We start from the raw sequence: 25,657 nt of genomic DNA on the forward strand, positions 1-25,657 counted from the left end.
GCTCCAGTGTGCGGGCGTGAAATGTGTCAGAGGCGAAAAGCAGACAGAGCAGGGGCGAGAATGAACAGGCGGGTCTGAATTCGCGATGCGGCAAGAGATGGCGTGGCGCGACTGGCCGCTTGCGCCAGTCACATGCGCAATGATCGGTCGCGTCAATACAACAGATAAGGGCGGCGGACGTGGGCGAACGCCGTCGTTTCGGCGCTCCATTGACGCAGGGTCGCGGCTGGCGGCGTTCCGGCGTCCACGGATTGCCGCAGGGTGTCCGTTCCCGCCAGCCTGTCTATCGCGCGTCCTTCCTCGCGCCACGCAAAACCGGGCCAGACGGCCTTCGCCGCGAGCAGCAACGCGACGCCGAGGGCTACCGGATTGAAACGCCCGGAATCAGTCACCAGCATCTGCGCCCCCTGCACCTCGCGGCCCGAGAAAATGGAAGAAGAGGGCGTAAAGCTCGTCTCCCGAAATCCGACGCCAGGCAGCGAGAAATCGTTGAGCCGTTGGACGAATGCCGATGAATCGAGATCCGGCGCGCCTGCGAGTTCGAATGGCGTCGTGGTGCCGCGCCCAAGGGACAGGGTCGTTCCTTCCAACAGGCATACGCCGGGATAGACAGTTGCCGTCATCGACGTCGGCATGTTCGGGCTCGGGGGCACCCACGCCAGCCCGGTTTCGCCGTACGTCATCCAGCGCCGCCAGCCTTGCATGCTGACGACGTCCAGACGCGCGGGCCGTCCCGGGTAATTTGTGTGCGGCAGGATCTCTGAGTTGAAGAAGCGCGCCAGTTCGCAAACTGTCATGCCGTGTTGCAGCGCGACAGGCGCCCTGCCGAGAAAGGACGCATACTGTGGCGAAAGGACCGGACCGCGTACGGCCTCTCCACCCAGCGGGTTCGGTCGATCAAGCACGATTACCCGCAGGTCAAGCCGCGCGCACGCCGCCATCGCGTCGAACAGCGTCCAGATATAGGTGTAAAATCTTGCGCCAACGTCCTGAATGTCGAAGACCACCGCCTCGACGTCCGCTTGGACGAAAACCTGCTCCAACGCGGGGCCTGACAGTCCGTAAAGCGGCATGACGGGTAAGCCGGTCCGCTTGTCCCGGCCCCCTTTCTCCGTCGCGCCGGGAGGGGCTGAGCCATGCAGCCCATGCTCGGGGCTGAACAGCGCGCGCAGATCGACGTCGGGTTGTTCGTGGAGAATCTCCGAGATGTGCCGAAAGTCGGGACCGATACTTGTCTGATTGGCGATTATGCCTAATCGCATGCCACCTAGCGACGCGAATCCCTGCGCCATCGCCACTTCAAAGCCGGTGCGCACCCGCTCGCGTCCTCTTTCGCATCGGGATGCGGTATGTCCGGATCGGGGGACAAGAGCCGCCGCTCCGGCGCCAAGAAGGGTGCGACGCGACAAGCTCGTTCTGCAAGGTTCATGCGCCGGGGTGGAAAACCCGGTCGCGAACGACCACATTGCGTTCGATCGGGGCCTGTCGCTTTCGCGTCCGGGCGCCAGCTGCCTGTCGGCAGAGCGTCGTCTATCAGAATCCGAGGCCGTACTTGCGCTCATTGATCCGAAAGCCCCTTCTTCTGCTCCCGCTCCTTATCCTGAGCGCATGTTATGGCGGCCATTATCGTCATCATCACCATAGGCGCTGGGGCGGAGGCGCGGGTTACTCGTCTCCCCCGCCTCCGCCTGCCGCGCCGCCGCGAGGGTGGTGAGGCCCGGTGTCAGGGCGCCCGTAAGTGACTTCGGTATCCGGGGTCACGTTCGACGTGCCGGGTTTGGGGAGAGACGTTCCTGCATACGGCGCGGGCTCGTAGCGACCGCCACGGGTGCGGGGCGCCGAGGCGTCGCTGTAATCTGCTTCGCGCTCTCGCCGTTCTTCGGCTTCAGCCGCTTCTGGGAAGTTGCGGCCGGGACGCTCCGGAGGCACGTCGATGTCCTCGCCTGCGCCGGGGTCCTGAGCGGTGGGACGGCAGCCGGTCGCGAGCAGGCCCGCCATGGCGAGCAGAAGGGGGCGCCGTCCCGTCAGCACGGGCCGCTCTCTTGGGTCGACGCCATAATGCGAACTGTCAGTCGGCCAGCGCGCGCGCCTCTTCAGGCAGCATGATCGGGATGCCGTCCCGCACAGGATAGGCGAGGCGCGCCTGCGCGCTGATCAGTTCGCCTGCGGCGCGGTCGTATGTGAGCGGCCCTTTCGTAACGGGACACACCAGAATCGACAAAAGTCGCGGGTCCAGCGGCGCTGCGTCGTGCGGGGTTGTGTCCGGGGATGATGGCGTCGGGGCAGACATTGGATGACTCCGTGTGGCGATGCTGGACGGCGGCGTCTCTGACGGCCGTCTAGGATGGGGAGATATTACGCGGCGCTCCGTCGCCCGGATACGGTCCGGAAAGATCGAGCAGGGATTGCAGCACCTGAGCGCGCTCGGTCAGCGTCTCCGCTTCAAGCAGCGCCTGTTTCTCGGCGGAAGGGAACGGGCAGATCATGGGCAACGTGACCAGAAGGGCGTCGTCGCCCATCTGGTCGATCGCCTCCCAGCTCACGCTCAGGCCGCGCGCCTGGAAATATGTCCGCAGCGAAGAGAGGAGATGCTCCCGGTCGAACGGGGCCGACGGCATGTCGCTCAGGTCGCCGGAGTAGGCCGACGTATCGATCCGCGCCCGCCGGTATCCCCGGCGCACGCCGCTTTCGCGAAGGAACCGGAAGCGCGACACGCCGGTCAACGTGACGGCATAGGTCCCATCGGCGCGTTCGGAGAAGGATGTGATCCGACCGAGGCAGCCGACGTCGAAAAGCAACGGCGCGCGCCCGTCTTCATCAGCGTCGAAATCGTTGAACGGCTGGATGATCCCGATCAGACGACGATCCGCCAGCGCGTCCTCGACCAGCGCCACGTAACGAGGCTCGAAAACGTTAAGCGGCAGCTTGCCGCGTGGCAGCAGCAGAGCCCCGAAAAGCGGAAAAAGGCCGATCTCCGCAGGGAGATCGGCAAGTGTCATGTCCGGGATGCGGGGTATGAGGCGCGGTATCTCTTCGCTGAAGACCGAGTCGTCCAAACCCGGTCCTTTCAGGAAAACAGCAGGGAGGAGAGACGCCGACGCGCGAGCAGCGTGGCCGGGTCGTCGTGCCCCCAGGATTCAAAGAACTTGAACAGAAGCTGCTTTGCAGCGCCGTCGTTCCAGTCCCGGTCCGCGCGGAGGATCGCCAGGAGTTCGTCGGCGGCTTCCTGTTTCTGGCCAGCGGCGTTCAACGCGTTGGCGAGCCCGACCCGCGCCTCGAAATCCTTGGGGTCGGCTTCGATGCGGGCGCGGAGCGCCTGCGCCTCTCCTGCTACGCGTCGGCCTTCTCTCTTGAGTTCCAGAGCGGCGCGCGCGCCTTCGATGTCGGCGTGGGAGGCGATCGCTGCGGGGACGTCGTTCAACGCCGCCCCGGCGGCTTCTTCGTCATCCAGTGCGAGCATGGCGCGGATTAGCCCGCCCCAGGCGGCCGGATTTTCCGGCTCCATCTCAAGGACCGCGGAATAGAGCTGCGCCGCCTGTTCGGGCTGCTCGGCGTCAAGGGCGGCGCGCGCCTCGACCAGCAAATCAGCCGCAGGCAAGGTCGCGCCGCCGGCGGCTTTCAGCACGCCCTCAATGAATTTCTTCACCTGGCTTTCCGGCAAGGCGCCCTGAAAGAGGTCGAGAATCTGCCCCTTCCAGAACGCAGCCACCATCGGGATCGATTGCAGGGGCAGGCCAAGCTGGCTCAACTGAGCGACGAGCGAACGGTTGGCTTCGATGTCGATCTTGACCAGCCGCACGCGTCCGCCAGCCGCGTTGACGACTTTTTCGATGACCGGCGTAAGCTGTTTGCAGGGGCCGCACCAGTCGGCCCAGAAATCGACCAGCACAGGAACCGAGCGGCTGGCGTCGATCACCAGCTCCATGAAATTGGCTTCCGTGCCGTCCATGACGGCTGGCGCGGTTGATCCGGAAACGGGAATCCCGTCCTCCTGAAGCATTCCGGAGCCCTGCGTCGTCCCGGTCGCGTTCGGGCGGTTCTGGCCGATTATGTAGTCCATCGTCTCGAATCCTGCCTCAGCTATGCCACGCCGCGTTCGGGCTTTTGGCCCGGACATCCTTGATCAAGCTTCCGTCTAGCGCAGCGACGGCGAAATACAAACCCGCGCTACCGCAGATCGATACAGGCCCAGTCACAGCCGCGCGAAGCTCGACATCGTTCGGTTTATAACATTGGCGACGGCGCAGGCTCGCGCAATATCCGCACGCAGAATAAGGGCGCGCGGCTCACGCCTTCGCGCGCTTCGGCGCAATCAATTCCTTATCGGGATAGAGGCAGTGGGCCGTGGCGACGCATCGCCAGCATTCCGGGCGCCGCGCCTTGCAGACGTAACGCCCCTGCAGGATCAGCCAGTGGTGGGAATCCCGCAGCATGGGGAGCGGAACGCGCCGTTCCAGCGCCCGCTCGACGTCCAGAACATTCTTTCCGCGCGCCAGTCCCGTGCGGTTTGCGAGGCGAAACGCATGCGTGTCCACGGGCACCGCCGGTTCTCCGAACGCGACGTTCAGCACAACCGCCGCAGTCTTGCGTCCGACGCCGGGCAGGGTCTCCAGGGCGTCGCGGTCGGTCGGAACTTCGCCGTCGTAACGCTCCACCAGCATCTGCGAGAGGGCGACGACATTGCGGGCCTTGTTCCGCCACAGGCCGATCGTGCGGATGAACTCGCCAACCTCGTCCGGGGTCAACAACGCCATCTCCGCAGGTCCGGGGGCTTTTGCGAACAACGCGGGCGTGACCCGGTTGACCGAGGCGTCGGTAGCCTGCGCCGCAAGCGCCGTGGCGACAAGAAGCTGAAAAGGCGATGAGAATTTCAGTTCGGTTTCGGCGTCCGGCCATGCGCGGGACAGGTCGGTGAGAAAAGCCGTGACTTCCTTCTTTGTCATGTCCCTCGGCGCGAAGGCGGCGCCTTTTGGCTCCGGATCGGCGGGCTTCGACGTGGAGGTTCTGGTTGCGGGCTTCGTTCTGGCGGTCGGCATGGGACGGATGTTTCACCGTTCCGGCTCCGCCGTCAAAAGACGCCTTCACCTGGTGACTATAAGATCGGACGGCTCTGTCGGTCCTTGCGGTGGAAAGGTGTGCTGGCGTGTGAGCGATGTGAGGGTTTCCGCCCGGTCAGTTTGATTCGACGTCGAAAGATATCGTGTGCGTTGCCCTCATCATGTAACAATGGCCCCGGAATTCAGCGATGCGGCGGAAGGGAGCGGGTGAGGGCATGCGCGCGGAAGTGCAGGATAAACGTTCGGACAGCCGACCCATGGCGCGATTTCGGGGCCGTGGCTTTCATGTGGTCGCCGATCTGGCTGTGAACTTCGCGCTGCCTCTCCTGATCTATAACCGGGCAGCCCCGGTTTACGGCGATGTTACGGCGCTGCTTGCATCCGCAGCTCCGCCCATTCTCTGGTCACTCGCCGAATTCGCAATCCGGCGCATTGTAGACGCGATTTCAATGCTCGTTCTCGCGGGTATAGCGCTGTCTTTGCTCGCAATGATGGGCGGCGGGGGGGCGCGCTTCCTTCAATTGCGGGAAAATCTGGTTTCGGCGTTGATCGGGGTGATGTTTCTGGGGTCGGTCGCAGCAGGAAAGCCTCTAGTCTATTATCTGGCTCGCGCCACGATGGTGCGGCAGGCGGACGATTCTCTGGAGAGGTTCGAGGCGCTGCGCCATAATGCAGGTTTCCGGCGCGTGATGACCATCATGACGTTGGTATGGGGATGTGGTCTGCTGGTTTCCGCGAGCGTCGCGTGTGTTCTTACGTTTGTGTTGAGCATTCAGGCGTACCTCATAGTGCACCATTTTCTGGGCTACGGCACGATGGGAGCGTTGGGGGCGTGGACGTTCTGGTATCGGCGTCGCGTCGAGCGGAGCGCCCGGTTTAGGGGCGAGGGCGTCACTTCTGCAACTGTACATGACGCCGCAATTGGATCGTAGGTAATTCGAAACGAAATTTTACAAAAATTCTTTTCATGCTTCTTAAGAGAAGGTCGGCAGCGTAATTTTTTGTATGAATATTTCGTGTCAGAGGCGGTTAAATTGAACGCTGCCTGAAAAGCGAGCGAGCGGCGGTGGGCCGAAGCGCCGTGCGTAAGTGAGGTCGGCGCTGAGTCGCCCTGATAGACGATGTGTCGAGCAACAGATCATCGAAAAGGTTCTTGGCGATTATTTGCGGGTTGATAAGCGAGACTCAAAAAAGCGGCGATGCGACGCCGGTCATGCTCCCTGAAGCGTTCGTGTAACGGCGATGCCTGCGCCTTTTCGTTATCCGTGGCATTGGCTCCGCAGAGTGTTTGAAGACGAAATGGTGATGGCGTGTCTGCGTAAGGGGGGGGTCTGTTTTGATTTTTGTTTTTTTGACGGCGAAAATTGGACTGTTAGTGATTTATCGATCGCCTTAGTGCTCGTCGCTCAGATTATTTTTCCAATAAATTAGAAAATTATAAAAATAAATATTAGTATCATAAATACGCACTTTGAGTATTTTTATGGTTATTTCTATTAAAATATCGTTAAAAAATGAGCACTTTTCGCTTTGTGTTCATTGTAAAATGTGATCTCTTTCACGCTCTGTTTGAAAGCGGGAAGATGTTGAGCCCGGTTGGAGCGCGTGTTGCTCCTGTCGAAAGATGGTGCGTGTGGACGCATTTTTTATGCCATTGGCGAAATATCCTGTCGGAAGGCGCAATTTTGACGCGATTTCTTTTGGCGTCATGTAAGGGAGCGTCGCCATGAAAGAGCAGCTTGTTTTTGCGGACGTCGATATTGATTTTCCTGTGAGCGATACGCGTCGAACGCTGTCGATCGTATCGCCGGGGCGGCAGCTCCTGCGGGAACCTTACCCGTATCTGCATACAGTTCTGGCTTCGATCGTATTTTCTGTCGACGCGGGCGCGGTTTTTCTGGCCTCGTTCTTGGCGTCCCACTTTGTGCTGGATATCCCGCTCGCGGGCGGTTTGATGCCCGCGACCGCAGCGGATTTTGTCGCGGCGCTAGCTTTCGTGCTGCTTCCAAAAAAACGCCCGTTGCTCGCATATCCGAAAATTAAAAAATTCAATACGCAATTTCGGTATCTGGTCCCCGGGTTTCTTATGGCCTGCGTTGTAAACGCGGGGATGTTGATTGCGTTGCAGCGTCCGATCCTGGAGGCGTTTCGCCTTGCCGCATTGTGGGGCGCCGCCGCTGCCATAGCGCTGCTGGTCGGCCGTGCGGCGATCGCGCTGGCGCTGGCGAGTTCATTCGTCACGGTTAAGCTTCAGAGGAAAATCGCCATTGTCGGCGGCGGCTCGATGGCGTTTGCGCTGGCCGGTCGCATTTCGGCTGATGGTGCTGGCGCAAACGGCGCCTATGGCCTTATGGGGATTTTCAACAATGTATCGGGATCTGCCGGGTTGGACGGAGATCTGGACGATCTTGTTGAAAAGTGCCGTGTAGAGGGAGCGCATGCGATTATTCTCGCCATGCCCGACAACGGTTCCGCGAAGGGCGGCGTGCGTGACGTCAGTTACAAGCTTCGTAAAGTTCTTTCTGATATATACATCGTGCCGAACCTCGTTAGCGGCGTGGACTCGGCCCTGCCTGTCGAATATCTGGGGCCGCATCCGCTGTTCATCCTGCAGCGGCGTCCGTTGTCCGATATGCAGAACTTTCAAAAAATGGCGTTTGATTTCGTATTTGCGCTTGTCGCGGCGATACTGCTTTCCCCGCTGCTGCTTGCCATAGCCCTGATCGTGAAATTGGATTCCCCTGGGCCGGTTTTCTTTCGTCAGCCCAGACGCGGGTGCAACGAAAAGCGTTTCATGGTGTTCAAGTTTCGCTCAATGCGAACGGAAATGTCCGATTTGGGAGCGGCGCGGCAGACCAGCCGGAACGATCCCCGGGTCACGCGCGTCGGCAAGTGGCTGCGTAAACTCAGCCTCGACGAATTGCCGCAACTGTTCAACGTTCTGGCGGGGGACATGTCTCTTGTCGGTCCTCGTCCGCACGCTCCGCAGACGCGTGCGGGCGGTCATCTTCTGGACGATGCGCTTGCGGACTACGTCCTTCGTTATCACGTGAAGCCGGGCATAACCGGGTGGGCGCAGGTCAACGGCGCGCGCGGAGAGCTTGTGACAGTCGGTGATCTTGAACGGCGCGTAAAATACGACCTTGACTACATCCGCCGCTGGTCGCTGTTTTTCGATGTGAAGATTATCTTCCTTACGGTCGTTCGGGAGATTTTCAGCCGCCATGCGTTCTAATCTGGCGACCGCCGCGGACCCGGCGTTTACCTCACCTCCGGATGACGTTGCGCCGCCCCCGGCTATCGACGTCATGGGTTTGGGGCTCCAGATGATCACGCGTGAGGAGATCGTCGATCGCGTGGTGGGGGCCGTGCGCGCGGGTCGCGCCTTGCGCGTGATCAACGCCAACGCCCATTGCGTCACCCTCGCGCAGCGTCGCCCATGGCTGCGTCGGATGTTCCAGGATTCGGAAATCAGATTTTGCGACGGCGCGGGCGTTCAGCTTGCTTCGCTGTTCCTGACGGGACGCAGGCCGCCACGCACCACGCCGCCAGAATGGGTTGGCCCGTCGCTCGAGCGTTTGGGTGACGATGCGTCAGTGTTTTGGCTCGGCGGAACGCAGGAGGCGGCCGAGTCCGCCGCGCAGATATACAGCGCGCGATATGGTTGCAGGACGGCGGGCGCGCATGGAGGTTTCTTTGACGCGACGCCCGGTTCCCCGGACTCGGAAAAAGTGCTGCAGGAGATTCAGCAGGCTCGGCCTTCCGTCCTGCTATTGAATATGGGCATGCCGCGTCAGGAACGCTGGCTTTTTGATAACTGGAGCCGACTGCCGCCCATGGTCGCCATTACAGCCGGAGCGCTGGTCGATCACGCGGCTGGCCGGGTCTCCCGTCCTCCACGTTGGGTCGCTGATATGGGGCTGGAGTGGCTGGTGCGCCTCGTGCGCGAACCGAGACGTTTGTGGCGTCGCTATCTGCTCGGGTTGCCTGTTTTCGGCCTTTACGTGCTGCGCTGGAAACTGTTCGGGCGCCGATCGGCCCGGGCTGCGGAGGCTTTGTGATCTCTGACGACGAAACTCGAACCGACCTCACGCAGGAAAGGAACCGTCGCCATGGGCTTTGAACGAGAACTGGACCATCCCTTCGACAATGGCGCGGCGTATCATCGTCAACCGGTGGACGGGTATGCGGTCATGTGGCGCTATGTCGGGGTCATGTCGCGCCATCGCGCGTTGTTCGCCAGTGTCTTCGCCGTTGCGTTTTTGGGCGGTACCGGGGTTGTCTTTTCTCTGAAGCGATCATTCGTTTCCACGGCCACGGTCGTCGTGACAGCGCCTGTCGATGACCCGTTCAGCCAGACCGCGCAGGGCGGAAAGACGCTTGAGGACGATGAGCTTGCGACGCAGGCGGAACTGATTCAGTCACGCGACGTCGCCGAACTCGTCCTCAAGCAGATTCCGCCGTCAGAAGGTGGGCATAAGGGCGGCCTGCGCGCCGCGCTGTGTTCACACGGCCTGAAGTTTGCCTGCCCCGCGCCTGCCCCTTCGGAACAGCAGGGGCAGCTTGAACACGACGCACGTATCGACGGGCTCCTGACGACGATCACGGTGGAGCCGCAGCCGCATTCCCGCGTCATCGCCCTGAGCGCCAAAGCCGACACGGCGGATGCTGCGGCGTCGATCGCCAACGCGTTTATCAGCAGCTATCAGCAGGTGTCGCTGACGCAACAGCGCGGGGATCTGGCGCGAGACGCGGAGTGGCTGGATGAGCGGACCTCGGCGCTGCGGCGGCGCTGGGTGGAGGCGGAGAAAGCGGCGAGCGACTTCAACGCCCAGCACGGCCTGACCAACCTCGACGGCGATTCTCCGCTCGTCGGGCACGAAATCGCGACCATGGCGGCCAGCCTCAATCAGGCGCAGGCGCGATACGCCGCCGCTCAGGCGCGCATGGAAGTGCTGAACGAGGTGAAAGCGAACGGCGACCCGCGTTCCATCATCGCCCTTGGCGATCAGCCGCTGCTCGTGGCTTCGGCAAACGCGCTGATGCAGGCGGAAGCCGCAAGAGCGCAGAAGATCGGATCGTTCGGGCCGAACCACCCGGACGTCGTCGGATTGACGGGACAGGTCGCCGCTGCGAAGGCCAGTCTCGCCGCGGAAACGCGGCAGGCTCTGGGATCGGTTAACGCGGAACTGGTGGCGTCCCGCGCGGAGGTCGCGCAGCTTACCCGCTCGCTCGACGCGCTGCGTGGCAGCTACACCGGGCAGGGGGCGGCGCAGGCGGAATATCGCACGCTGCGTCAGGACGCTGACAGCGCGAAGAGCGTTTACGAAGCTTTCCTCGATCGCGCCAAGGAATTCGCCGACCGTGCGGCTTTGCTGCGGCCGCCGGTCGCGTTTGTTTCACACGCGGCGGTCCCGGCCGCGCCGACATTCCCCAATCGTAAAAAGCTCGAACTTGGCGTCATCGTTCTGGGCCTTATTTCGGCGAGCGCCGCCGTTGCGCTACGGGCCATGCTGTCGTCCGGCTTCACGGATATCGAAGAATTGCGTCGCTTCGGGGGGCTGCGCCTTCTGGCTGTGTTGCCGAAGACGCGTGGCCTTGCGAGGGCCAGCGGCAAGCTTTCGGTCGGCCAGAGTTATTCGCCGATCGGCGATGCGGCGCGCGGCCTGTTGACCCAACTGTCCCTCATGCGCGCAAGCGGTGACGCCGACGACAGGATCGTCGCTGTGACGTCGCCAACGTCAGGGGACGGCAAAAGCACGCTGGTGTCTTGGCTCGCGGCGACGGTGCAGGCTGGTGGGCAGGATGTGCTGGTGATCGGCGACGCGGCTGGCCGCAGCACCGTTGGTCATGGGCTATGGGACGTCGCTTCCGGGCGCGCGACGGCTGACGAAGCGATAGAGCGTGACGCCACAACCGGCGTCGACGTGCTGTGGGGCGGGGATCTCAGCGCGTTCGACCCGTCGGGCGTCGACAAGCTTCGCGCCGTGCTGCGGGGGCTGTCGTCACGCTACCGCATGATCGTGATCGACGCGCCGTCGCTCATGGTGAACCCGGACGGCCTCGTGCTGGCGTCCATCGCTGATCAGGCGTTGTTCGTCTGCCGCTGGAACGATACATCCCGCCGCGACGCCGCCCTGTGCATCGAGCGGCTGCGTCATTACGGCGTGCGCGTAAGCGGGCTGGTTTTGAACGCCGCTGAAGGTCGCGCCGCCGGAGTGTCTCCTGACGGGCAGGCGCCGCGCGCCTCCGTCGGCCTGCTTCAGCATTTCAGATAGAAACCAGGATAATTCGTGAAAATCGTTCATGTCGTCAGGCAGTTCAGTCCTTCGGTCGGCGGCCTAGAGGATTCCGTTCGTCAGCTCGCGGCTCTGCAACGTCGCGAACTGGGGCTCGACACTCGGGTCGTGACGCTCAACCGTGTTTTTAACAGGCCGGGCGTTCTCGCAGATGAGGATGAGGTGGACGGCGTGCCCGTGCGCCGCGTTCCGTGGCGCGGTTCTACGCGCTATCCGCTTGCGCCGTCGGCTTTGCAGGCGCTTGGCGACGCCGATCTGATTCATGTCCATGCGATCGATTTCTTTTTCGATTATTTTGCTGCGACGACGTGGTTGCACCGCAAACCGATGATCGTTTCGACGCATGGCGGTTTCTTTCATACCGGCGCGTTCTCCCGGTTAAAAAAACTGTGGTTCTCTACACTCACGCGAATGAGCATACGTGCTTACGATGCAGTGATTGCGTGCAGTGAAAACGACGCCGACATTTTCCGTCGTATTGCGGGAACAAGGCTGATGACGATCGAAAACGGCGTCAATCAGCAGAAATTTTTCGACGCCTCATCCCCGTCTCCGCGTCGAACCATCGTCTCTTTCGGTCGCTTCGCCAGCCATAAACGGCCTGATCTACTGTTTCCTCTTCTTGTCGCGTTGAAGAGAAAGAATCCGGATTGGTCTATGGTCATCGCCGGACGTCCGGCTGACGTCTCCACGGAAGATTTGCGTCGTATGGCGCAGGATGCGCAGGTCGCCTCGTCCGTGCGATTTGTGGTTGATCCCGACGACGAGACGCTGCGGGAGACAATCGGAGAAGCTAGTTATTTTGCAAGTCTTTCCGAACATGAAGGATTTGGTCTGGCTGCTGTGGAGGCGATGTCTGCTGGCCTGACGCCGCTTCTGAGTCCGATCCCTCCGTTTCGCCGCCTTGTCGCCCAGACTGGTGTGGGTGTGCTGGTTGATCCGGCCGATCTGGACGAGGCGGCCATACGGATTGAAGCGGCGCATGTTGAGGACGAGGCCGCAGCTTCGGTAGTGCGACGACTGGCGATGCAAGGGGCGGAACCTTACGACTGGCGAAGCGTCGCGCAACGTTACGCCAACGTATATCAAGATATTTTGAGGCCGTCCGGGCATGCGTCCCTTCGAGGCGCGAGCGTGCAAGGGCGGTCCTAAAGTTGGGGGCAAGCACGTGGACCTGTGTGCGTGTTCTTGCGGCGTTCGGAGGGATCGTCATGACTGTCGCGGCATCGTCCGAAGCGAAAGCGCAGTTGATCGAACGTTATTTCCCATCTGATCTTCCCGGATACGGCCCAGATACGACAGGATCGGTGGTGATGCGACAGATGATCGAGAACTCCCAGCCCGGCATCCCGGTCCATGATTTCATCATTCGACCGAAGGTCAGCCAGTCCGTCGGCTACAACGCAAACGTTCTAGCCACGCCGGGAACTGGCAGTGCGCAGCTTGATACTTCCGCAAGCCTGCGGGTGAATTCCGACTGGCGGCGCAACGCTGCGGGCGTATCGGTCGGCGTCGCGAACAAGGCTTATCCTTCATTGTCGCAGGCGGGCTACACCAACTGGAACGTCGGCGCCGGTGGCGCGCTGGATATCGGTCGGGACAGGGTTTCGCTAGGATATTCTCATAGCGCGCAACATCTTTCTGCGACGGATCTGGGTAATTTCGGCGTCGCTTATCCGGTGCCCTATGCCGTGGACGACCTCCGCATCGGATATACGAAAACATGGGGTCGGTTCTCGCTGATTCCTGGCGCCGCATGGGACGATTATTCGTTCGGGAGCGCCACCGGTCCCGTCGCCTATGATTCGCGAGATTTCCACTCCGTCAGCCACCAGACGGAATCGCAGATGCTTCAGTCGCGGTTCGCAATATCCCAGGGCGACGCCGTCGTGGCGATTTTGCGAGCGTCGGAAGCGCAATTCGTCAAAGGGGGCGGGACGTCATCGAACTACATCGATGGCGGCGGGTTCGTCGGCGTCGATCTGCGTTCCGACGCCGTCCTGCAATATCGCGCGCTCGTCGGGGGAGAGACGCGTCACTTCACCAACGCTTCGACCAGAGCGATCGTGACGCCGACCGCCGAGGTTGACGTCATCTGGACGCCTGGGCGCCGCAACACCATCACCCTGACGGGGTGGCGGGGCATTTTCGATCCGACGTCCCCGTTCTCGCGCAACCAGACGGCGTCCAGCATCAGGTTGCAGTTCGACCGCGAACTTCACCATGATCTTTACCTGCGCGGGTTCGCAAGCGCCGCGAAAACCGTGTCGCGTTCCAGCGACGTCGACGGCCCGGATCGACGCCAGACCCAATTCACCTTTGGCGTCGGCGTCAACTGGAAGATCAATCGCGACTTCACGGCGTCGCTGAACTACAGCCACATGAACAGCTATTCCCATTACGGAGTGGCGCAGACGACCAGCTATGGCGTCAGCCGCTCCACATACGCCGCGAACGCGGTCATTCTGTCCTTGAGCTTCGCGCGATGACGGTGCGGAGTGGAGAGCGGACGGCGCGGCGCGTCACTCGTCACCCAGTTGAGAAGGGCATCGTTCGTCGCATGACCATCACTTTCGCTTTCCCGACGTCGAAGCGTGTAACGCCGGTCGGCTCCAGCCGCCGCAGAGGCGATGGTCGTTTTGCCGCAAGGGCGCTGATTTTGCTCAGCGTGCTGGGCGCCGCCGCCTGTTCGGCGCCGGGCAATCTCCAGCCGTTGCCGCCGCCGCCCGCGTCGTATCTTCTGGGGGCAGGAGATACGCTACGCATCCTGACGTATAACGATCCGCAATTAAGCAATTCGTTCACGGTTAGCGACGCGGGGACGATCGGGTTTCCGTTGGTCGGGCCGGTGAAAGCGGCAGGAAAGACGCCCGACCAGCTTGCCGCCGATCTGTCCGGCGTGCTGGGACAGCGCGGCGTCCTCAATCATCCCAGCGTGTCCGTGGAAATTGCGCAGTACCGACCGATCTTCGTTCTCGGAGAGGTGGCGAAACCGGGTCAGTATCCCTACAGCCCTGGCATGACCATGCAGTCGGCTGTCGCGCTCGCCGGAGGGTACTCTTACCGGGCGGTCACCGATATGGCGGGCGCAGTGCGAACGGAAGGCATGCAGGGCGGGCGGCCGGTCACGGGCAGCGTCAAACCGGCGAGCCTGCTGGCGCCCGGAGATGTGGTGACCGTGTACGAGCGGTATTTCTGAGCGGTTGGCGGACGCCCGTCAGAAGACAAGCCAAACCAGAAAGGCCCAGAACGGCGTGCAGATAAGCACGCCTATAGCCAATCCCCGGAAAAGTGTTCGCTCCTGCCCACGTTTCCGTCTTGCGTGTTCGACCAGTTGGGTCGGTCGTCGGGCGAGCGCCTCTTCCGCCGCCTTGAAGGCGGACCAACTTGCTTGGTTCTGCTGATACGGCATTTTGAAGTCCAAGGGGCGTCGCTTTAATTCAGTGATAGACCAGTTTGATGGATAAAAATCATTAATTTTCCGTCCATGTGGTTTCGGGGCGCTATGGAAACAGCGCGCCTGAACGGCTCTTCAATTCCGTCACGCGAAAAAATGCTTTAGGAGCACGCTGCGGCCCCGGCCCGGGCCGCGATCCGTCTGAGGTTTAAGGGAGACCCGTTTCATGGTGCCGCGTTATTCGAGACCCGCGATGTCGGCCATTTGGGCCCCCGAAAACCGCTATCGGATCTGGTTCGAGATCGAGGCGCTGGCTTGCGAGGCGATGGCGGAGCTGGGCGAGATTCCGAAGGAGTCCGCCCGTACGATCCGCGAGCGTGGGGACGCGGCGATGGCCGCATTCTCCAGTGTCGACCTGGACCGGATCGACGCGATCGAGGCGGAGACCCGGCACGACGTCATCGCGTTCCTGACCTGGCTCGCCGAGAAGATCGGACCGGACAGCCGCTTTGTACATCTGGGGATGACGTCTTCCGACGTGCTGGACACCTGCCTCGCGGTGCAATTGACGCAGGCGACGGACATCCTGCTTGAAGGGCTGGACTCGGTTCTCGCCGCGCTGAAAAAACAGGCGTTCGCCCATAAATACACGCTGACCATCGGTCGCAGCCACGCCATCCACGCCGAGCCGACCTCGTTCGGCCTGAAGATGGCAGGACATTACGCGGAGTTCGTTCGCAACCGGGAGCGCCTGCTGACGGCGCGCGCTGAAATTGCGACCTGCGCCATCTCCGGCGCTGTGGGCACGTTTGCGCATCTCGACCCGAAGATCGAGGAATTCGTCGCCGACAAGCTCGGGCTGAAGATTGAACCTGTGTCCACGCAGGTCATCCCGCGTGACCGCCATGCGGCCTATTTCTGCGCGCTCGCGGTCATTGCCAGCGGCATCGAGCGTCTGGCGACCGAAGTGCGTCATCTCCAGCGTTCGGAAGTGCGTGAAGCTGAGGAATTCTTCCATCCGGGGCAGAAGGGGTCCTCCGCGATGCCCCACAAGCGTAACCCTGTGTTGTCAGAGAATCTGACGGGTCTCGCTCGCCTCATCCGCTCGCATGTCGTTCCGGCGCTCGAGAACGTCGCGCTGTGGCATGAGCGTGACATCAGCCACTCCGCCGTCGAACGCAATATCTGCCCGGACGGTACGATCGGACTCGATTTCGCGCTCGCGCGCCTCGCGGGGATGATGGACAAGCTGGTTGTTTATCCCGAGCAAATGGCGGCGAATCTGGAAAGCCTCGGGGGCGTCGTGCACTCGGGCGAGGTGCTTCTCGCGCTCGCCCGGGCTGGCGTGCTGCGCGAGGACGCGTACAGGATCGTCCAACGCTGCGCGATGGCGACCTGGACGAAGCTCGGCAAGCCGGACGGCCGCAGTTTCCGCGAAAATCTGGGCGACGATCCGGACATCGTGGGCAAGGTGGCGCCGGAAGTGCTCGACGCGGCGATGGACAGCCGCGCGCACCTGAAGGCGGTGGATGCGCGTTTCCGTCTCGTGTTCGGGGAACCCGGCCCGGCGGCCTGAACGGCGGTTGTGGGGGAGGGCGCGTGGTGAGCTTTCTCCCGCTGCGCCGTGCATGGGCTGTATCATCCGACGCGGAAGGCTGCTAAGAGGCTGCCCCAACGGGGCCCCCAAGCAGGGGCGACAACAGCACGGATTCTGCGCCTTGAAGCAGGCCCGTGCGCAGCCAGCAAGGATGACGATGGCCCGCCGCCGCCAGCTTTACGAGGGAAAAGCCAAGATCCTGTTCGAGGGACCGGAGCCCGGCACACTCGTGCAGTATTTCAAGGATGACGCGACGGCCGGCAACGGCGCCAAAAAAGGGATCATCACCGGCAAGGGCGTGCTGAACAACCGCATCAGTGAGCATGTGATGCTGCGCCTGCAGGAGATCGGCATCCCGACGCATTTCATCCGCCGCATCAACATGCGCGAGCAGTTGATTCGCGAGGTTGAGATCATTCCGCTTGAGGTCGTGATCCGTAATGTTGCGGCCGGAAGCATCGCCAAGCGCCTTGGAATCCCTGAAGGCACGCGGCTTCCGCGCTCGATTGTCGAGTACTATTACAAGAACGACTCCCTCAACGACCCGATCGTGGCCGAAGAGCACATCACGGCGTTTGGCTGGGCGTCGACGCACGATATGGACGACATGGTCGCCATCGCGCTGCGCGTGAATGATTTCCTGTGCGGTCTGTTCGCCGGAGTGGGCATTACGCTGGTGGACTTCAAGCTGGAGTTCGGTCGCCTGTGGGAAGGCGAGGAGATGCGCATCGTCCTCGCTGATGAGATATCGCCCGATAACTGCCGCCTGTGGGACGCCAAGACGAGTGAGAAGCTCGACAAGGACCGTTTTCGGCGCGACATGGGGCGCGTCGAGGAGGCGTATCAGGAGGTCGCACGTCGTCTGGGCATTTTGCCCGAGGCTGGCAATGGCGACCTTAAAGGCCCGGAGGCCATGCAATAAGGCCGGGCCAAAAGGTTGGGGCTTGGTCTGACGTCGGGAAAAGTTCGGAAAAGAGGGTGATATGAAAGTACGGGTGACGGTTTCGCTGAAGGAAGGCGTGCTGGATCCGCAGGGCAAGGCCATCGGGCACGCACTGCATGTTCTCGACTTTCCCGAAGTTCGTGAGGTTCGCGTGGGCAAGGTGATCGAGCTGGATCTCGACGAGGCCGACGCCGCGCGTGCGCAGGAGCGCGCCATTGAGATGGCGAAGGGGCTTCTGGCCAATCAGGTCATCGAAGATTTCAGAACGGAGATCGTACAATGAACCGTGTCCGGACTCTTGCAACGGCTTTCTGCGCCGTCGCAGCGACTTCCCTGCTGGCGTCGGCCGCCGATGCGCAACGTGTCTCCCCCATGACGGCGGGCAATTTCGGACGCATCTGTTCGAAGCCCGCCGGTGGGCAGATCTGCGACGCGTACATCACCGGCATGGCTGACGCGGGCGCGCTCGCCAAGGTCAATGACCGCAACGAAGGCGACGCCAACGCGCCTGCGGGCTTCTGCATTCCGCAGGCCGAGACCGGCGTCGCCATGCGCGGCAAAGTCGTCGCCTGGCTGAAGGGGCATCAGGACGCGCTTTCCAAACCGGTGGGCGAGGGCGTGTTCATGGCGCTGCATGATTCCTATCCCTGTGGCGGCGCGAAATGAAAACAGGGATCGTCGTCTTCCCGGGCACCAACCGGGAGCGCGACATGGCGATCGCGCTCCACGGCGTAACCGGGCGCAAGCCGGAAATGCTGTGGCACCGCGACACGGCGCTGCCTGACCTCGATCTGATCGTGTTGCCAGGCGGCTTCAGCTATGGCGATTATCTGCGTTGCGGCGCGATGGCCGCGCATTCCCCGATCATGCGGGAAGTGAAGGCGTTCGCCGAACGTGGCGGTCATATCCTTGGCGTCTGCAACGGCTTTCAGATTTTGACGGAAGCCGGTCTTTTGCCTGGCGCGCTGCTGCGTAACGGCGGCATGCGTTTTCTGTCGCAGGATTGCTATTTGCGCGTGGAAACCAGTGAAACGCCGTTCACCCGTCACTGGAAAAAGGGTGACGTGTTCCGTGCGCCGCTGGCGCATGGCGACGGCAACTACGCGTGCGATGCTGAAACGCTTGCGGAACTGGAAGGCGAGGGGCGCGTGGCGTTCCGTTACGCCTCGGCGGGTGGCGTCGTTGACGCCAGCGACCGCGCGTCCAATCTGAATGGCAGCGTTAACGCCATCGCGGGCGTGATCAGCGCCAACAACCGCATTTGCGGCATGATGCCGCACCCCGAAGATCTGGTCGATCCGCTGATGGGCGGCGTCGACGGCAAACCGTTATTCGATGGCTTGGTGGAGGCTCTGGTCCGGTGACTGCCGCACAGAAGACAGTGGACGCGGCTCTCGCGCGCGAATTCGGGTTGTCGGACGAAGAATACGGTCGCGTCCTGACGATCATGGGCCGCACGCCATCCCTGACGGAACTTGGCGTGTTCTCGGTGATGTGGTCGGAGCACTGCTCCTACAAATCCTCCCGCAAATGGCTGCGCACGCTGCCGACGACGGCGCCGTGGGTGATCCACGGGCCGGGCGAAAACGCGGGCGTGGTCGATATCGGCGAGGGGCTGGCCGCCATCTTCAAGATGGAGAGCCACAATCACCCGTCCTTCATTGAGCCTTATCAGGGTGCTGCGACAGGCGTCGGCGGCATCCTGCGCGACGTGTTCACCATGGGCGCTCGCCCTGTCGCCAACCTGAACGCCCTGCGCTTCGGCTCGCCCGAGAACCCGCGCACGCGGCAGATCGTCGATGGCGTCGTGCGTGGCATCGGCGGTTACGGCAACTGTGTTGGCGTGCCGACTGTTGGCGGGGAGGTGAATTTCCATCCCGCTTATGACGGCAATCCGCTGGTCAATGCGATGACCGTCGGCGTTGCGCGTCAGGACCGAATCTTCCTGTCCGCTGCAGCCGGTGTTGGCAATCCGGTCGTTTATGTCGGGTCGAAGACGGGCCGCGACGGCATTCACGGCGCGACCATGTCCTCGGCCGAATTCGACGAGAACGCGCTTGCGAAGCGCCCGACCGTGCAAGTCGGCGATCCGTTCGTCGAGAAGTTGCTGATCGAAGCCTGTCTTGAATTGATGGCCACCGATGCAATCGTGGCGATTCAGGACATGGGCGCCGCTGGCCTGACCTCGTCCTCGGTCGAGATGGCCGGGAAAGGCGGGGTCGGAATCGACCTTGATCTGGACGCGGTTCCCCAGCGCGAACCGGGCATGACGGCCTATGAGATGATGCTCTCCGAGAGCCAGGAGCGTATGCTCATGGTGATCAAGCCAGAGCGGACTGAACTGGCCCGTGCCGTGTTCGAGAAATGGGAGCTTGATTTCGCCGTCGTCGGTCATCTGACCGATACGGGTCGCATCGTCGTTCGGCATCGCGGCGCGGTGGAGGCGGATATTCCGCTGGATCCGCTGGCCGATCAGGCGCCGATCTATGATCGCCCGGTCGCGCCGCTGGCGGCGCCGGAAGAGCTTGGCCCGATTCATGACCCGATCGGCTTGGAGCAGTCGCTGTTGCGTCTGATCGGGTGCCCCGATCTGGCGTCGCGTGCGTGGATCTGGAACCAGTACGACAGCGCGGTCGGCGGACAGACCGTTCGCCGTCCCGGCGGAGCGGACGCTGCGGTCGTGAAGATTGAGGGCAGCGAGATCGGCCTCGCCCTGACTACCGACTGCACGCCGCGCTACTGTCGCGCCAATCCTCGCTCGGGTGGGGCTCAGGCGGTCGCCGAGGCATGGCGCAACATCACCGCGACGGGCGCGAAGCCTCTGGCGGTGACGGACAACCTCAACTTCGGCAACCCGGAAAAACCTGAAATCATGGCGCAGTTCGTCGCCGCGATCGAGGGCATGGGCGAAGCGTGCCGGGTGCTCGACTTCCCGGTCGTCAGCGGCAACGTGTCTCTCTACAACGAAACTCGCAATCCTGACGGTTCGACGCAGGCGATCCTGCCGACCCCGGCCATTGGCGCGCTCGGCGTTCTTACGGATGTGCGGAAGACCGTTGGGCTTGCGCTTCCCGCGTCCGGCGTTCTCGTTCTGGTTGGCGAAACGGGTGGTCATCTTGGACAGTCGCTCTGGCTGCGTGAGGTGCTTGGTCGCGAAACAGGCGATGCTCCCGGCGTCGACCTTGCGCGTGAAAAACGCAACGGCGACTTCGTGCGCGAACGTATCGCTGCGGGCCAGGTCGCCGCGTGCCACGATCTTTCGGATGGCGGGCTTCTGATTGCAGTCGCAGAGATGGCGATGGCGGGCGGGGTCGGATGCGTCCTGCAATCGGCGGAATCGGGCATACGTCCGGAGGCGTTCTGGTTCGGCGAAGATCAGGCCCGCTATCTGGTCGCCATTGAAGGCGACGCCGACGCACTGATCGCGCGGGCGAAAGCGCAGAGCGTTTCCGCGCGTGTGATCGCGACAATCGGCGGAGACGGTTTGACTTTGCCCAATGGCGCTACAATATCCATTGCGCGCCTGCGTTCAGCGAACGAGGCATTTTTCCCCGGTCTGATGGAAGCGTGACGGCTCGGGCCGTCGTCCCCTTCCTGGCGGCCCGCAGAACGTTCACGGAGACTACCCCGATGGCCATGCAGGCGTCCGAGATTGAAGCCTATATCCGCAAGGCGATCCCCGACGCCGTCGTGAGGATCGAAGATCTGGCGGGTGACGGCGACCACTACGCCTGCACGGTTATCAGTGAAGCATTTCGTGGGCTTTCGCGCGTAAAGCAGCATAAGCTCGTTTACAATTCGCTCGAAGGCCACATGGGCGGCACGCTGCACGCGCTTGCGCTGCAGACCGCCGCTCCCTGACGTTCTGCCTTGCTTTTCTGCCCTGCACGCTCGTCGGCGGGGTGTCTTGAATCGGACGCCGACTTTTGCGTCCGCAGCCATTGGCCACTGCCAGCAAAAGGAATCTGAACGATGTCCACCCCCGTAGCCGAGCGTATTCAGGCGCAGATCGACGCCAATCCGGTCATGCTGTTCATGAAGGGAACGGCGGACTTCCCGCAGTGCGGTTTCTCTGCGCGCGTCGTGCAGATTCTCAATCACCTGGGGGTTCCGTTCAAGGACGAAAATGTCCTCGCCGATCCGGAGCTGCGCGACGGGATCAAGACCTTCTCTGACTGGCCGACGATCCCGCAGCTTTATGTAAAGGGCGAGTTCGTTGGCGGGTGTGACATCGTCACCGAAATGGCGAAGTCTGGTGAGCTGCAGACCCTGTTCGTCGAAAACGGAATCGTTTCCGCTCCGGTCTGATTGCAGAGAGTAGGGTCGGCTTGTTCTTCAACGAAGTCGACCCGATAAAAACTGGCTATTTCATGGCGGAGTCGGACCAGATTTCCAGATAAATCTGGTTGTTCCGGCTTGCTCGCCAATTCAGGTTCATTGTATCGTCTCTTTGAAATGTAATATGAGAGTTGCAATGACCGGGATGCTCCGCAAGCTGTCGATATTCGCTCTTGGCACAGTTGCTGTGGGCGCGTTTTACGGAGCGAAGCCCGCTCACGCCGAGCGGATCATCTCTGATTACGAGGCGAGCCGCCTCACTCTGGCGTCCTTGACCGCTGCTCCGCCGGTTTATCACGCCGTGCATCATGTGGCTGCGCGCTCTCATGCGGCGCCTGCGCACCAGTATGCGTCCTCGCGCAGCTATTCTCATGGTCTCGTGCATCTTGCGGCTTATCACAGCCCCCGGAAAGCCGCTTCTCATGCTCGTGCGGTACGTCACCGCACCTGACTTGAGAGCTAACGCTCTCCCTGAATAGCCCGCGAAGTAGGTTGTATTCCTCTACTGCAACCGAAAAGCGTCGTGGATGTGGGCGGCGCGCCCGTGTCCATCGATCACGATAACGTCGAACGAAATCTCCTCGTAACGCCAATGTGGATGGCTTGCGAGAAGCGCCTCGGCGGCTCCCATAATGCGAGCCTGCTGGCGTGACGTGACGGACATGGCGGCAACCGCTAATGAGGCGCGGGCTTTCACCTCGACGAACGCCAGCTTTCCCTCACGGGAAATGACGAGGTCGATTTCTCCTCGCGCGGTTCTGGCTCGCCGCAATAATATTTCCCAGCCTTCCGACGTCAAAAGCGTTTCAGCCTGAGCCTCGGCACTCAAGCCGATGCGATAAGATCTTTCGCCACGTCGCGCGACGCTCTGCTTCAACTGGGTTTTTGTTGGCTTTTGCATCATTGCCGCCCAGCATACGCTATGCAAATGAAGTAGTGATGAATGAGAGACGCTTCATCTAGAGCCATACCCGGTTGTGTCGTATTTGCCTCGTTGTTTTGGCGAGTGTTTCCCCCGACGAACTGACTCAATCCGATCGAATGATGTTCTGGATCAAGCGCGGAGGGGACAGTTCTGGAGTTTTCAGCACTCAACGTTCTGAATATGACGCTCTCCGCGCTTCGTGTGCTTCTCGCGCTGGCAGTGACCATTCACGTATTGCTTACAAAGCGCGATACAGCAGCGGCGATCGGTTGGATCGGGATGGCGGCGTTGATGCCGGTTCTTGGTTCAATTCTTTACCTGATGTTTGGCATCAACCGTGTGAAGCGTCTGGCTCGCAAGCTTGTCAGACAACGTGGCGCCCCGGGTTCGGCTCCAGCCACGCGATGGCAGAAGAGCGTTGAGGGACGGTTCGCGCCTTTGGCGAGCATGGTCGGGAAACTGACCAGCCGCTCGCTCGTAGGTGGGAACAATATCGAAATGCTGCATGATGGGGATGAGGCTTACCCGGCAATGCTGGATGCAATCCAGCGCGCGAACACCAGTGTCCTGTTGTGTTCTTATATCTTCCGGGCGGATCGGGTAGGCGGGCTGTTCATCGACGCGTTGATTGACGCCCACAGCCGGGGCGTCGCCGTACGGGTTCTGGTCGATGGCGTCGGCGCCGGCTATTTCTCTTGCCCCACCGCTCGGCGTCTCCGTCGGGCGGGCGTTCCCTGCGGGCGTTTTATGCATTCGCTGCTCCCGTGGAGCATGCCGTTTATAAATCTGCGTAATCACAGGAAAAGCCTGATTATCGACGGTGTTCTGGGGTTCATCGGCGGCTTGAACATAGGGGATGAGAATATGGTCGCTGACCGTCCCCGCGATCCTGTTTCGGACACGCACTTTCGGGTGCGCGGGCCGATCGTTCGGCAACTGGCGGCTGCCTTCGCATGGGACTGGACCTTCACCGAGGGGGAGGATCTGGCCGGACCGACATATTTTCCCGATATCGACGCCAGTGGGGCGGATCTGATGCGGATCGTGACCGCCGGCCCCGACACGGATCTCGAAAAAATAGAGTTCGTCATGTTACAGGCCATGACGCTCGCCAGAAGCAGCATCCGCTTGATGACGCCGTATTTTCTACCCGGCACGCGGCTTTCGACCGAGCTTTGTCTGGCGGCGCTGAGAGGGGTCACTGTCGATATCGTCATCCCGCAGCGGAGTAACCATGTGGTCATGGACTGGGCCTGTCGAGCGGATATCCACCCGGTGCTGGACGCCGGCTGCAGGGTTTGGTCGGCGTCACCCCCGTTCAACCACTCCAAGCTATTGGTCGTGGATCGGGAGTGGTCGTTCGTGGGAAGCTCAAATCTTGACATGCGCAGCCTGCGCCTGAATTTTGAAATCAACCTTGAAACCTATAATGCGGAATTTTCGCAAAGGGTCGATGACTTCATCGTCGGGCATTGTGGTCGCCGGGTCACGCATCATGATCTTGATAAACGAAACTACCTGACGAAATTGCGAGACGCCGGAGCAAGACTTCTTTTGCCGTATCTCTGATACAAAGCGCTCACGTGTTGTTTGCGCAAGGTGGGGTGCTCGTTGAGAGGTGTTAGAGTTGTCGAGACACGACGCGATCTTGAGAGGTTGCGATGTTCAGCCCTGCACAATCATGGAAACGGAAGAAATCGTTAATATTTCGTTTTGTGGAACTGTTCCGTGACGTAATATCCCAATTTTTGGAAAATTTTTCTATAATATCTCATCTATGCGCATGTATATTATCTACTTGTATTCCTAGATTGAGGCCATCCTGAATCGTGACGTGGGTAGCCTGCGGAAGCGCAACCAGCGGCGTTGCGCCGTCCGAAATGTGTGCCGCCGACGTTGAGGACGCTATGGGCCCGTTCAGGAAAAATGTGTGCGCGGCCGCGGTGGTGATGTGTGCTGCTTTAGCCAAATCGTTTTCGCGGTCGCGATATCTGACCCGTATGCCGCATTTCGCGGTGTCCTGTTTCATGTTCGTCTTTACCGTTTGCAGCGCGTCGGGACAGGAGCCGGTCTACGGCGCCAATCTTGAGGGGTTTTCTTACCCTTTTCCGGTGTCCTACTTTTCCTTTGAGTCCCAGCGTTTGTCGTTGCACATGGCGTATATGGACGTTCGGCCTGCAACCCCAAACGGGCGTACGGTTGTGCTATTTCACGGAAAAAATTTCTGTGCGGCTACCTGGGAAAAGACGATCAAGGCTTTGGTCTCTGGCGGATATCGTGTCATTGCGCCGGATCAGATCGGCTTTTGCAAGTCGGACAAGCCTGAAGGATATCACTACAGCTTCCAGCAGCTTGCGGAAAATACGCTTGGACTTCTGAAATACGTAGGCGTGTCTCAAGCGATATTTGTTGCGCATTCCACAGGCGGCATGGTCGCTGTAAGGACGGCATTAGCTTCTTCCGCCGGTGTCCAGAAACTGGTGCTTGTGGATCCGATCGGGCTGGAAGACTGGAAGGCCAAAGGCGTTCCGTGGTTAAGCGTTGAGGGTTGGTACAAGAGAGAAATCACAAATACTGCAGACAGGATAAGAACATACGAAAAAAATACCTATTATGCCGGGCAGTGGAAGCCCGAATACGAAGTCTGGGTTCAGATGCTGGCTGGCATGTATCGCGGACCCGGACGGGAGCGTGTCGCGTGGGCCTCGGCGTTACTCTATGATATGATCTATACTCAGCCGGTCATGTATGAATTCGGGTCTCTGACCATGCCAACAGTGGTGATGATCGGGGACAAGGATACGACGGCCATAGGCAAGGATCTTGCTCCCCCGGAATTACGTGCAGCATTGGGAAATTACCCGGTTATTGCACGACGTGCGGTACAGGCGATGCCGGATGCGCAACTCGTCGAATTTCCTGAACTGGGGCACTCGCCCCAGATTCAGGATGCTGCGCAATTTAATGCAGCTTTGCTTCAGGCTTTAGCGCCCAGTTCAGACATTCAGCCGACCATAAAGCAGCACCAAGGATAGTTGCTTCATTAGTTGGGTTTTACGGGTATTTTCTAACACGATGTGAAACGTTTCTTTATTCAGGTG

At 61.0% G+C, this 25,657-nt stretch carries 26 protein-coding genes; 18 read left to right on the top strand and 8 right to left on the bottom strand.

Annotated elements, in window-relative coordinates:
- Positions 1–152: 152 nt before the first annotated feature.
- The 6 genes from G442_RS0106515 to nth all read right to left on the bottom strand — a co-directional run bounded on the left by G442_RS0106515 (position 153) and on the right by nth (position 5,036).
- A complete protein-coding gene (locus tag G442_RS0106515; RefSeq protein ID WP_026397348.1) occupies positions 153–1,409 on the bottom strand; it encodes an exo-beta-N-acetylmuramidase NamZ family protein in 1,257 nt (418 codons plus the stop codon).
- Positions 1,410–1,665: 256 nt separating this feature from the next.
- Positions 1,666–2,031 (bottom strand): hypothetical protein, encoded by a 366-nt coding sequence (locus G442_RS21125; RefSeq protein ID WP_246789350.1) that lies wholly within the window; start codon positions 2,029–2,031, stop codon positions 1,666–1,668.
- A gap of 37 nt (positions 2,032–2,068) precedes the next feature.
- Positions 2,069–2,290 carry a Trm112 family protein gene (locus tag G442_RS21130; protein ID WP_035376250.1) on the bottom strand — a complete coding sequence of 74 codons (222 nt, stop codon included), beginning with the start codon at positions 2,288–2,290 and terminating at the stop codon, positions 2,069–2,071.
- A 49-nt stretch (positions 2,291–2,339) separates the two neighbouring features.
- On the bottom strand, positions 2,340–2,999 hold the full coding sequence (locus G442_RS0106535; RefSeq protein WP_084440401.1) for an LON peptidase substrate-binding domain-containing protein: 660 nt from the start codon (positions 2,997–2,999) through the stop codon (positions 2,340–2,342).
- Between the two features lie 68 nt (positions 3,000–3,067).
- Positions 3,068–4,000 carry a tetratricopeptide repeat protein gene (locus tag G442_RS0106540; protein WP_371863403.1) on the bottom strand — a complete coding sequence of 311 codons (933 nt, stop codon included), beginning with the start codon at positions 3,998–4,000 and terminating at the stop codon, positions 3,068–3,070.
- Positions 4,001–4,286: 286 nt separating this feature from the next.
- On the bottom strand, positions 4,287–5,036 hold the full coding sequence (gene nth / locus G442_RS0106545) for an endonuclease III (RefSeq protein ID WP_084440402.1): 750 nt from the start codon (positions 5,034–5,036) through the stop codon (positions 4,287–4,289).
- Positions 5,037–5,245: 209 nt separating this feature from the next.
- Here nth and G442_RS21140 point away from each other — a divergent pair, with 209 nt between their 5' ends.
- The 7 genes from G442_RS21140 (at position 5,246) to G442_RS21165 (ending at position 14,555) form a co-directional block, all read left to right on the top strand.
- Positions 5,246–5,989, top strand: a complete 744-nt coding sequence (locus tag G442_RS21140; RefSeq protein WP_146882297.1) for a VC0807 family protein — start codon at positions 5,246–5,248, stop codon at positions 5,987–5,989.
- 794 nt (positions 5,990–6,783) lie between these two features.
- Complete coding sequence (locus tag G442_RS21145) at positions 6,784–8,292, top strand: exopolysaccharide biosynthesis polyprenyl glycosylphosphotransferase (protein ID WP_051292022.1); 1,509 nt, start codon at positions 6,784–6,786, stop codon at positions 8,290–8,292.
- Positions 8,282–9,118, top strand: a complete 837-nt coding sequence (locus G442_RS21150) for a WecB/TagA/CpsF family glycosyltransferase (RefSeq protein ID WP_084440403.1) — start codon at positions 8,282–8,284, stop codon at positions 9,116–9,118. The genes G442_RS21145 and G442_RS21150 overlap by 11 nt, the downstream gene beginning before the upstream one ends.
- A 51-nt stretch (positions 9,119–9,169) precedes the next feature.
- On the top strand, positions 9,170–11,335 hold the full coding sequence (locus G442_RS21155; protein ID WP_051292023.1) for a GumC family protein: 2,166 nt from the start codon (positions 9,170–9,172) through the stop codon (positions 11,333–11,335).
- A gap of 15 nt (positions 11,336–11,350) precedes the next feature.
- Positions 11,351–12,508 (top strand): glycosyltransferase family 4 protein, encoded by a 1,158-nt coding sequence (locus G442_RS21160; RefSeq protein WP_051292024.1) that lies wholly within the window; start codon positions 11,351–11,353, stop codon positions 12,506–12,508.
- A gap of 59 nt (positions 12,509–12,567) precedes the next feature.
- A complete protein-coding gene (locus G442_RS0106580) occupies positions 12,568–13,845 on the top strand; it encodes an outer membrane beta-barrel protein (RefSeq protein ID WP_084440415.1) in 1,278 nt (425 codons plus the stop codon).
- A 71-nt stretch (positions 13,846–13,916) separates the two neighbouring features.
- The gene (locus tag G442_RS21165) at positions 13,917–14,555 is read left to right on the top strand and encodes a polysaccharide biosynthesis/export family protein (protein WP_051292025.1); all 639 of its coding nucleotides are present in this window, start codon (positions 13,917–13,919) and stop codon (positions 14,553–14,555) included.
- Between the two features lie 18 nt (positions 14,556–14,573).
- Here G442_RS21165 and G442_RS24960 read toward each other — a convergent pair whose 3' ends face one another.
- A complete protein-coding gene (locus G442_RS24960) occupies positions 14,574–14,768 on the bottom strand; it encodes a hypothetical protein (protein WP_146882299.1) in 195 nt (64 codons plus the stop codon).
- A 211-nt stretch (positions 14,769–14,979) separates the two neighbouring features.
- Here G442_RS24960 and purB point away from each other — a divergent pair, with 211 nt between their 5' ends.
- The 9 genes from purB to G442_RS0106630 all read left to right on the top strand — a co-directional run bounded on the left by purB (position 14,980) and on the right by G442_RS0106630 (position 22,082).
- Entirely contained in the window at positions 14,980–16,329 is a 1,350-nt protein-coding gene (gene purB, locus G442_RS0106590; protein WP_026397353.1) for an adenylosuccinate lyase, read from the top strand.
- Between the two features lie 178 nt (positions 16,330–16,507).
- Positions 16,508–17,272: a phosphoribosylaminoimidazolesuccinocarboxamide synthase gene (gene purC, locus G442_RS0106595; protein WP_026397354.1), complete on the top strand. Its 765-nt coding sequence runs from the start codon at positions 16,508–16,510 to the stop codon at positions 17,270–17,272.
- Between the two features lie 61 nt (positions 17,273–17,333).
- On the top strand, positions 17,334–17,576 hold the full coding sequence (gene purS, locus G442_RS0106600; RefSeq protein ID WP_026397355.1) for a phosphoribosylformylglycinamidine synthase subunit PurS: 243 nt from the start codon (positions 17,334–17,336) through the stop codon (positions 17,574–17,576).
- Positions 17,573–17,959, top strand: a complete 387-nt coding sequence (locus tag G442_RS0106605) for a Rap1a/Tai family immunity protein (protein WP_026397356.1) — start codon at positions 17,573–17,575, stop codon at positions 17,957–17,959. The genes purS and G442_RS0106605 overlap by 4 nt, the downstream gene beginning before the upstream one ends.
- Complete coding sequence (gene purQ / locus G442_RS0106610) at positions 17,956–18,657, top strand: phosphoribosylformylglycinamidine synthase subunit PurQ (protein ID WP_026397357.1); 702 nt, start codon at positions 17,956–17,958, stop codon at positions 18,655–18,657. The genes G442_RS0106605 and purQ overlap by 4 nt, the downstream gene beginning before the upstream one ends.
- Positions 18,654–20,864 (top strand): phosphoribosylformylglycinamidine synthase subunit PurL, encoded by a 2,211-nt coding sequence (gene purL, locus G442_RS0106615; RefSeq protein WP_026397358.1) that lies wholly within the window; start codon positions 18,654–18,656, stop codon positions 20,862–20,864. The genes purQ and purL overlap by 4 nt, the downstream gene beginning before the upstream one ends.
- Positions 20,865–20,923: 59 nt before the next feature.
- Positions 20,924–21,154: a BolA/IbaG family iron-sulfur metabolism protein gene (locus tag G442_RS0106620; RefSeq protein WP_026397359.1), complete on the top strand. Its 231-nt coding sequence runs from the start codon at positions 20,924–20,926 to the stop codon at positions 21,152–21,154.
- Positions 21,155–21,265: 111 nt separating this feature from the next.
- Entirely contained in the window at positions 21,266–21,601 is a 336-nt protein-coding gene (gene grxD / locus G442_RS0106625; protein WP_026397360.1) for a Grx4 family monothiol glutaredoxin, read from the top strand.
- A gap of 166 nt (positions 21,602–21,767) precedes the next feature.
- Positions 21,768–22,082 carry a hypothetical protein gene (locus tag G442_RS0106630; protein WP_051292026.1) on the top strand — a complete coding sequence of 105 codons (315 nt, stop codon included), beginning with the start codon at positions 21,768–21,770 and terminating at the stop codon, positions 22,080–22,082.
- 51 nt (positions 22,083–22,133) lie between these two features.
- On the opposite strand, the gene G442_RS0106635 is transcribed toward G442_RS0106630, so the two are convergent.
- Positions 22,134–22,535, bottom strand: coding sequence for a YraN family protein (locus tag G442_RS0106635; protein ID WP_246791235.1), 402 nt, complete (start codon positions 22,533–22,535; stop codon positions 22,134–22,136).
- Between the two features lie 201 nt (positions 22,536–22,736).
- On the opposite strand from G442_RS0106635, the gene cls reads away from it, so the two are divergent.
- Both cls and G442_RS21170 read left to right on the top strand, forming a co-directional pair.
- Positions 22,737–24,125 carry a cardiolipin synthase gene (gene cls / locus G442_RS0106640; RefSeq protein WP_051292028.1) on the top strand — a complete coding sequence of 463 codons (1,389 nt, stop codon included), beginning with the start codon at positions 22,737–22,739 and terminating at the stop codon, positions 24,123–24,125.
- A gap of 458 nt (positions 24,126–24,583) precedes the next feature.
- On the top strand, positions 24,584–25,591 hold the full coding sequence (locus tag G442_RS21170; RefSeq protein ID WP_211229120.1) for an alpha/beta fold hydrolase: 1,008 nt from the start codon (positions 24,584–24,586) through the stop codon (positions 25,589–25,591).
- The last annotated feature ends 66 nt before the right edge of the window (positions 25,592–25,657 follow it).

The organism is Acetobacter nitrogenifigens DSM 23921 = NBRC 105050, from assembly GCF_000429165.1.
In the GTDB taxonomy this organism is placed as follows: Bacteria; Pseudomonadota; Alphaproteobacteria; order Acetobacterales; family Acetobacteraceae; genus Acetobacter; species Acetobacter nitrogenifigens.

Excerpts from the sequence above, each read along its gene's own strand:
- G442_RS21130 (WP_035376250.1), bottom strand. The coding sequence starts at position 2,290 with ATGTCTGCCCCGACGCCATCATCCCCGGACACAACCCCGCACGACGCA.
- G442_RS21150 (WP_084440403.1), top strand. The coding sequence starts at position 8,282 with ATGCGTTCTAATCTGGCGACCGCCGCGGACCCGGCGTTTACCTCACCT.
- purQ (WP_026397357.1), top strand. The coding sequence starts at position 17,956 with ATGAAAACAGGGATCGTCGTCTTCCCGGGCACCAACCGGGAGCGCGAC.
- G442_RS0106535 (WP_084440401.1), bottom strand. The coding sequence starts at position 2,999 with ATGACACTTGCCGATCTCCCTGCGGAGATCGGCCTTTTTCCGCTTTTC.
- grxD (WP_026397360.1), top strand. The coding sequence starts at position 21,266 with ATGTCCACCCCCGTAGCCGAGCGTATTCAGGCGCAGATCGACGCCAAT.
- purS (WP_026397355.1), top strand. The coding sequence starts at position 17,334 with ATGAAAGTACGGGTGACGGTTTCGCTGAAGGAAGGCGTGCTGGATCCG.
- G442_RS21155 (WP_051292023.1), top strand. The coding sequence starts at position 9,170 with ATGGGCTTTGAACGAGAACTGGACCATCCCTTCGACAATGGCGCGGCG.
- G442_RS0106635 (WP_246791235.1), bottom strand. The coding sequence starts at position 22,535 with ATGATGCAAAAGCCAACAAAAACCCAGTTGAAGCAGAGCGTCGCGCGA.
- G442_RS21170 (WP_211229120.1), top strand. The coding sequence starts at position 24,584 with ATGTTCGTCTTTACCGTTTGCAGCGCGTCGGGACAGGAGCCGGTCTAC.
- G442_RS21140 (WP_146882297.1), top strand. The coding sequence starts at position 5,246 with ATGCGGCGGAAGGGAGCGGGTGAGGGCATGCGCGCGGAAGTGCAGGAT.
- purC (WP_026397354.1), top strand. The coding sequence starts at position 16,508 with ATGGCCCGCCGCCGCCAGCTTTACGAGGGAAAAGCCAAGATCCTGTTC.
- G442_RS0106540 (WP_371863403.1), bottom strand. The coding sequence starts at position 4,000 with ATGCTTCAGGAGGACGGGATTCCCGTTTCCGGATCAACCGCGCCAGCC.
- G442_RS21165 (WP_051292025.1), top strand. The coding sequence starts at position 13,917 with ATGACCATCACTTTCGCTTTCCCGACGTCGAAGCGTGTAACGCCGGTC.
- G442_RS0106605 (WP_026397356.1), top strand. The coding sequence starts at position 17,573 with ATGAACCGTGTCCGGACTCTTGCAACGGCTTTCTGCGCCGTCGCAGCG.
- G442_RS0106580 (WP_084440415.1), top strand. The coding sequence starts at position 12,568 with ATGACTGTCGCGGCATCGTCCGAAGCGAAAGCGCAGTTGATCGAACGT.
- cls (WP_051292028.1), top strand. The coding sequence starts at position 22,737 with ATGACGCTCTCCGCGCTTCGTGTGCTTCTCGCGCTGGCAGTGACCATT.
- nth (WP_084440402.1), bottom strand. The coding sequence starts at position 5,036 with ATGCCGACCGCCAGAACGAAGCCCGCAACCAGAACCTCCACGTCGAAG.
- purB (WP_026397353.1), top strand. The coding sequence starts at position 14,980 with ATGGTGCCGCGTTATTCGAGACCCGCGATGTCGGCCATTTGGGCCCCC.
- G442_RS0106630 (WP_051292026.1), top strand. The coding sequence starts at position 21,768 with ATGACCGGGATGCTCCGCAAGCTGTCGATATTCGCTCTTGGCACAGTT.
- G442_RS21145 (WP_051292022.1), top strand. The coding sequence starts at position 6,784 with ATGAAAGAGCAGCTTGTTTTTGCGGACGTCGATATTGATTTTCCTGTG.
- G442_RS24960 (WP_146882299.1), bottom strand. The coding sequence starts at position 14,768 with ATGCCGTATCAGCAGAACCAAGCAAGTTGGTCCGCCTTCAAGGCGGCG.
- G442_RS0106620 (WP_026397359.1), top strand. The coding sequence starts at position 20,924 with ATGGCCATGCAGGCGTCCGAGATTGAAGCCTATATCCGCAAGGCGATC.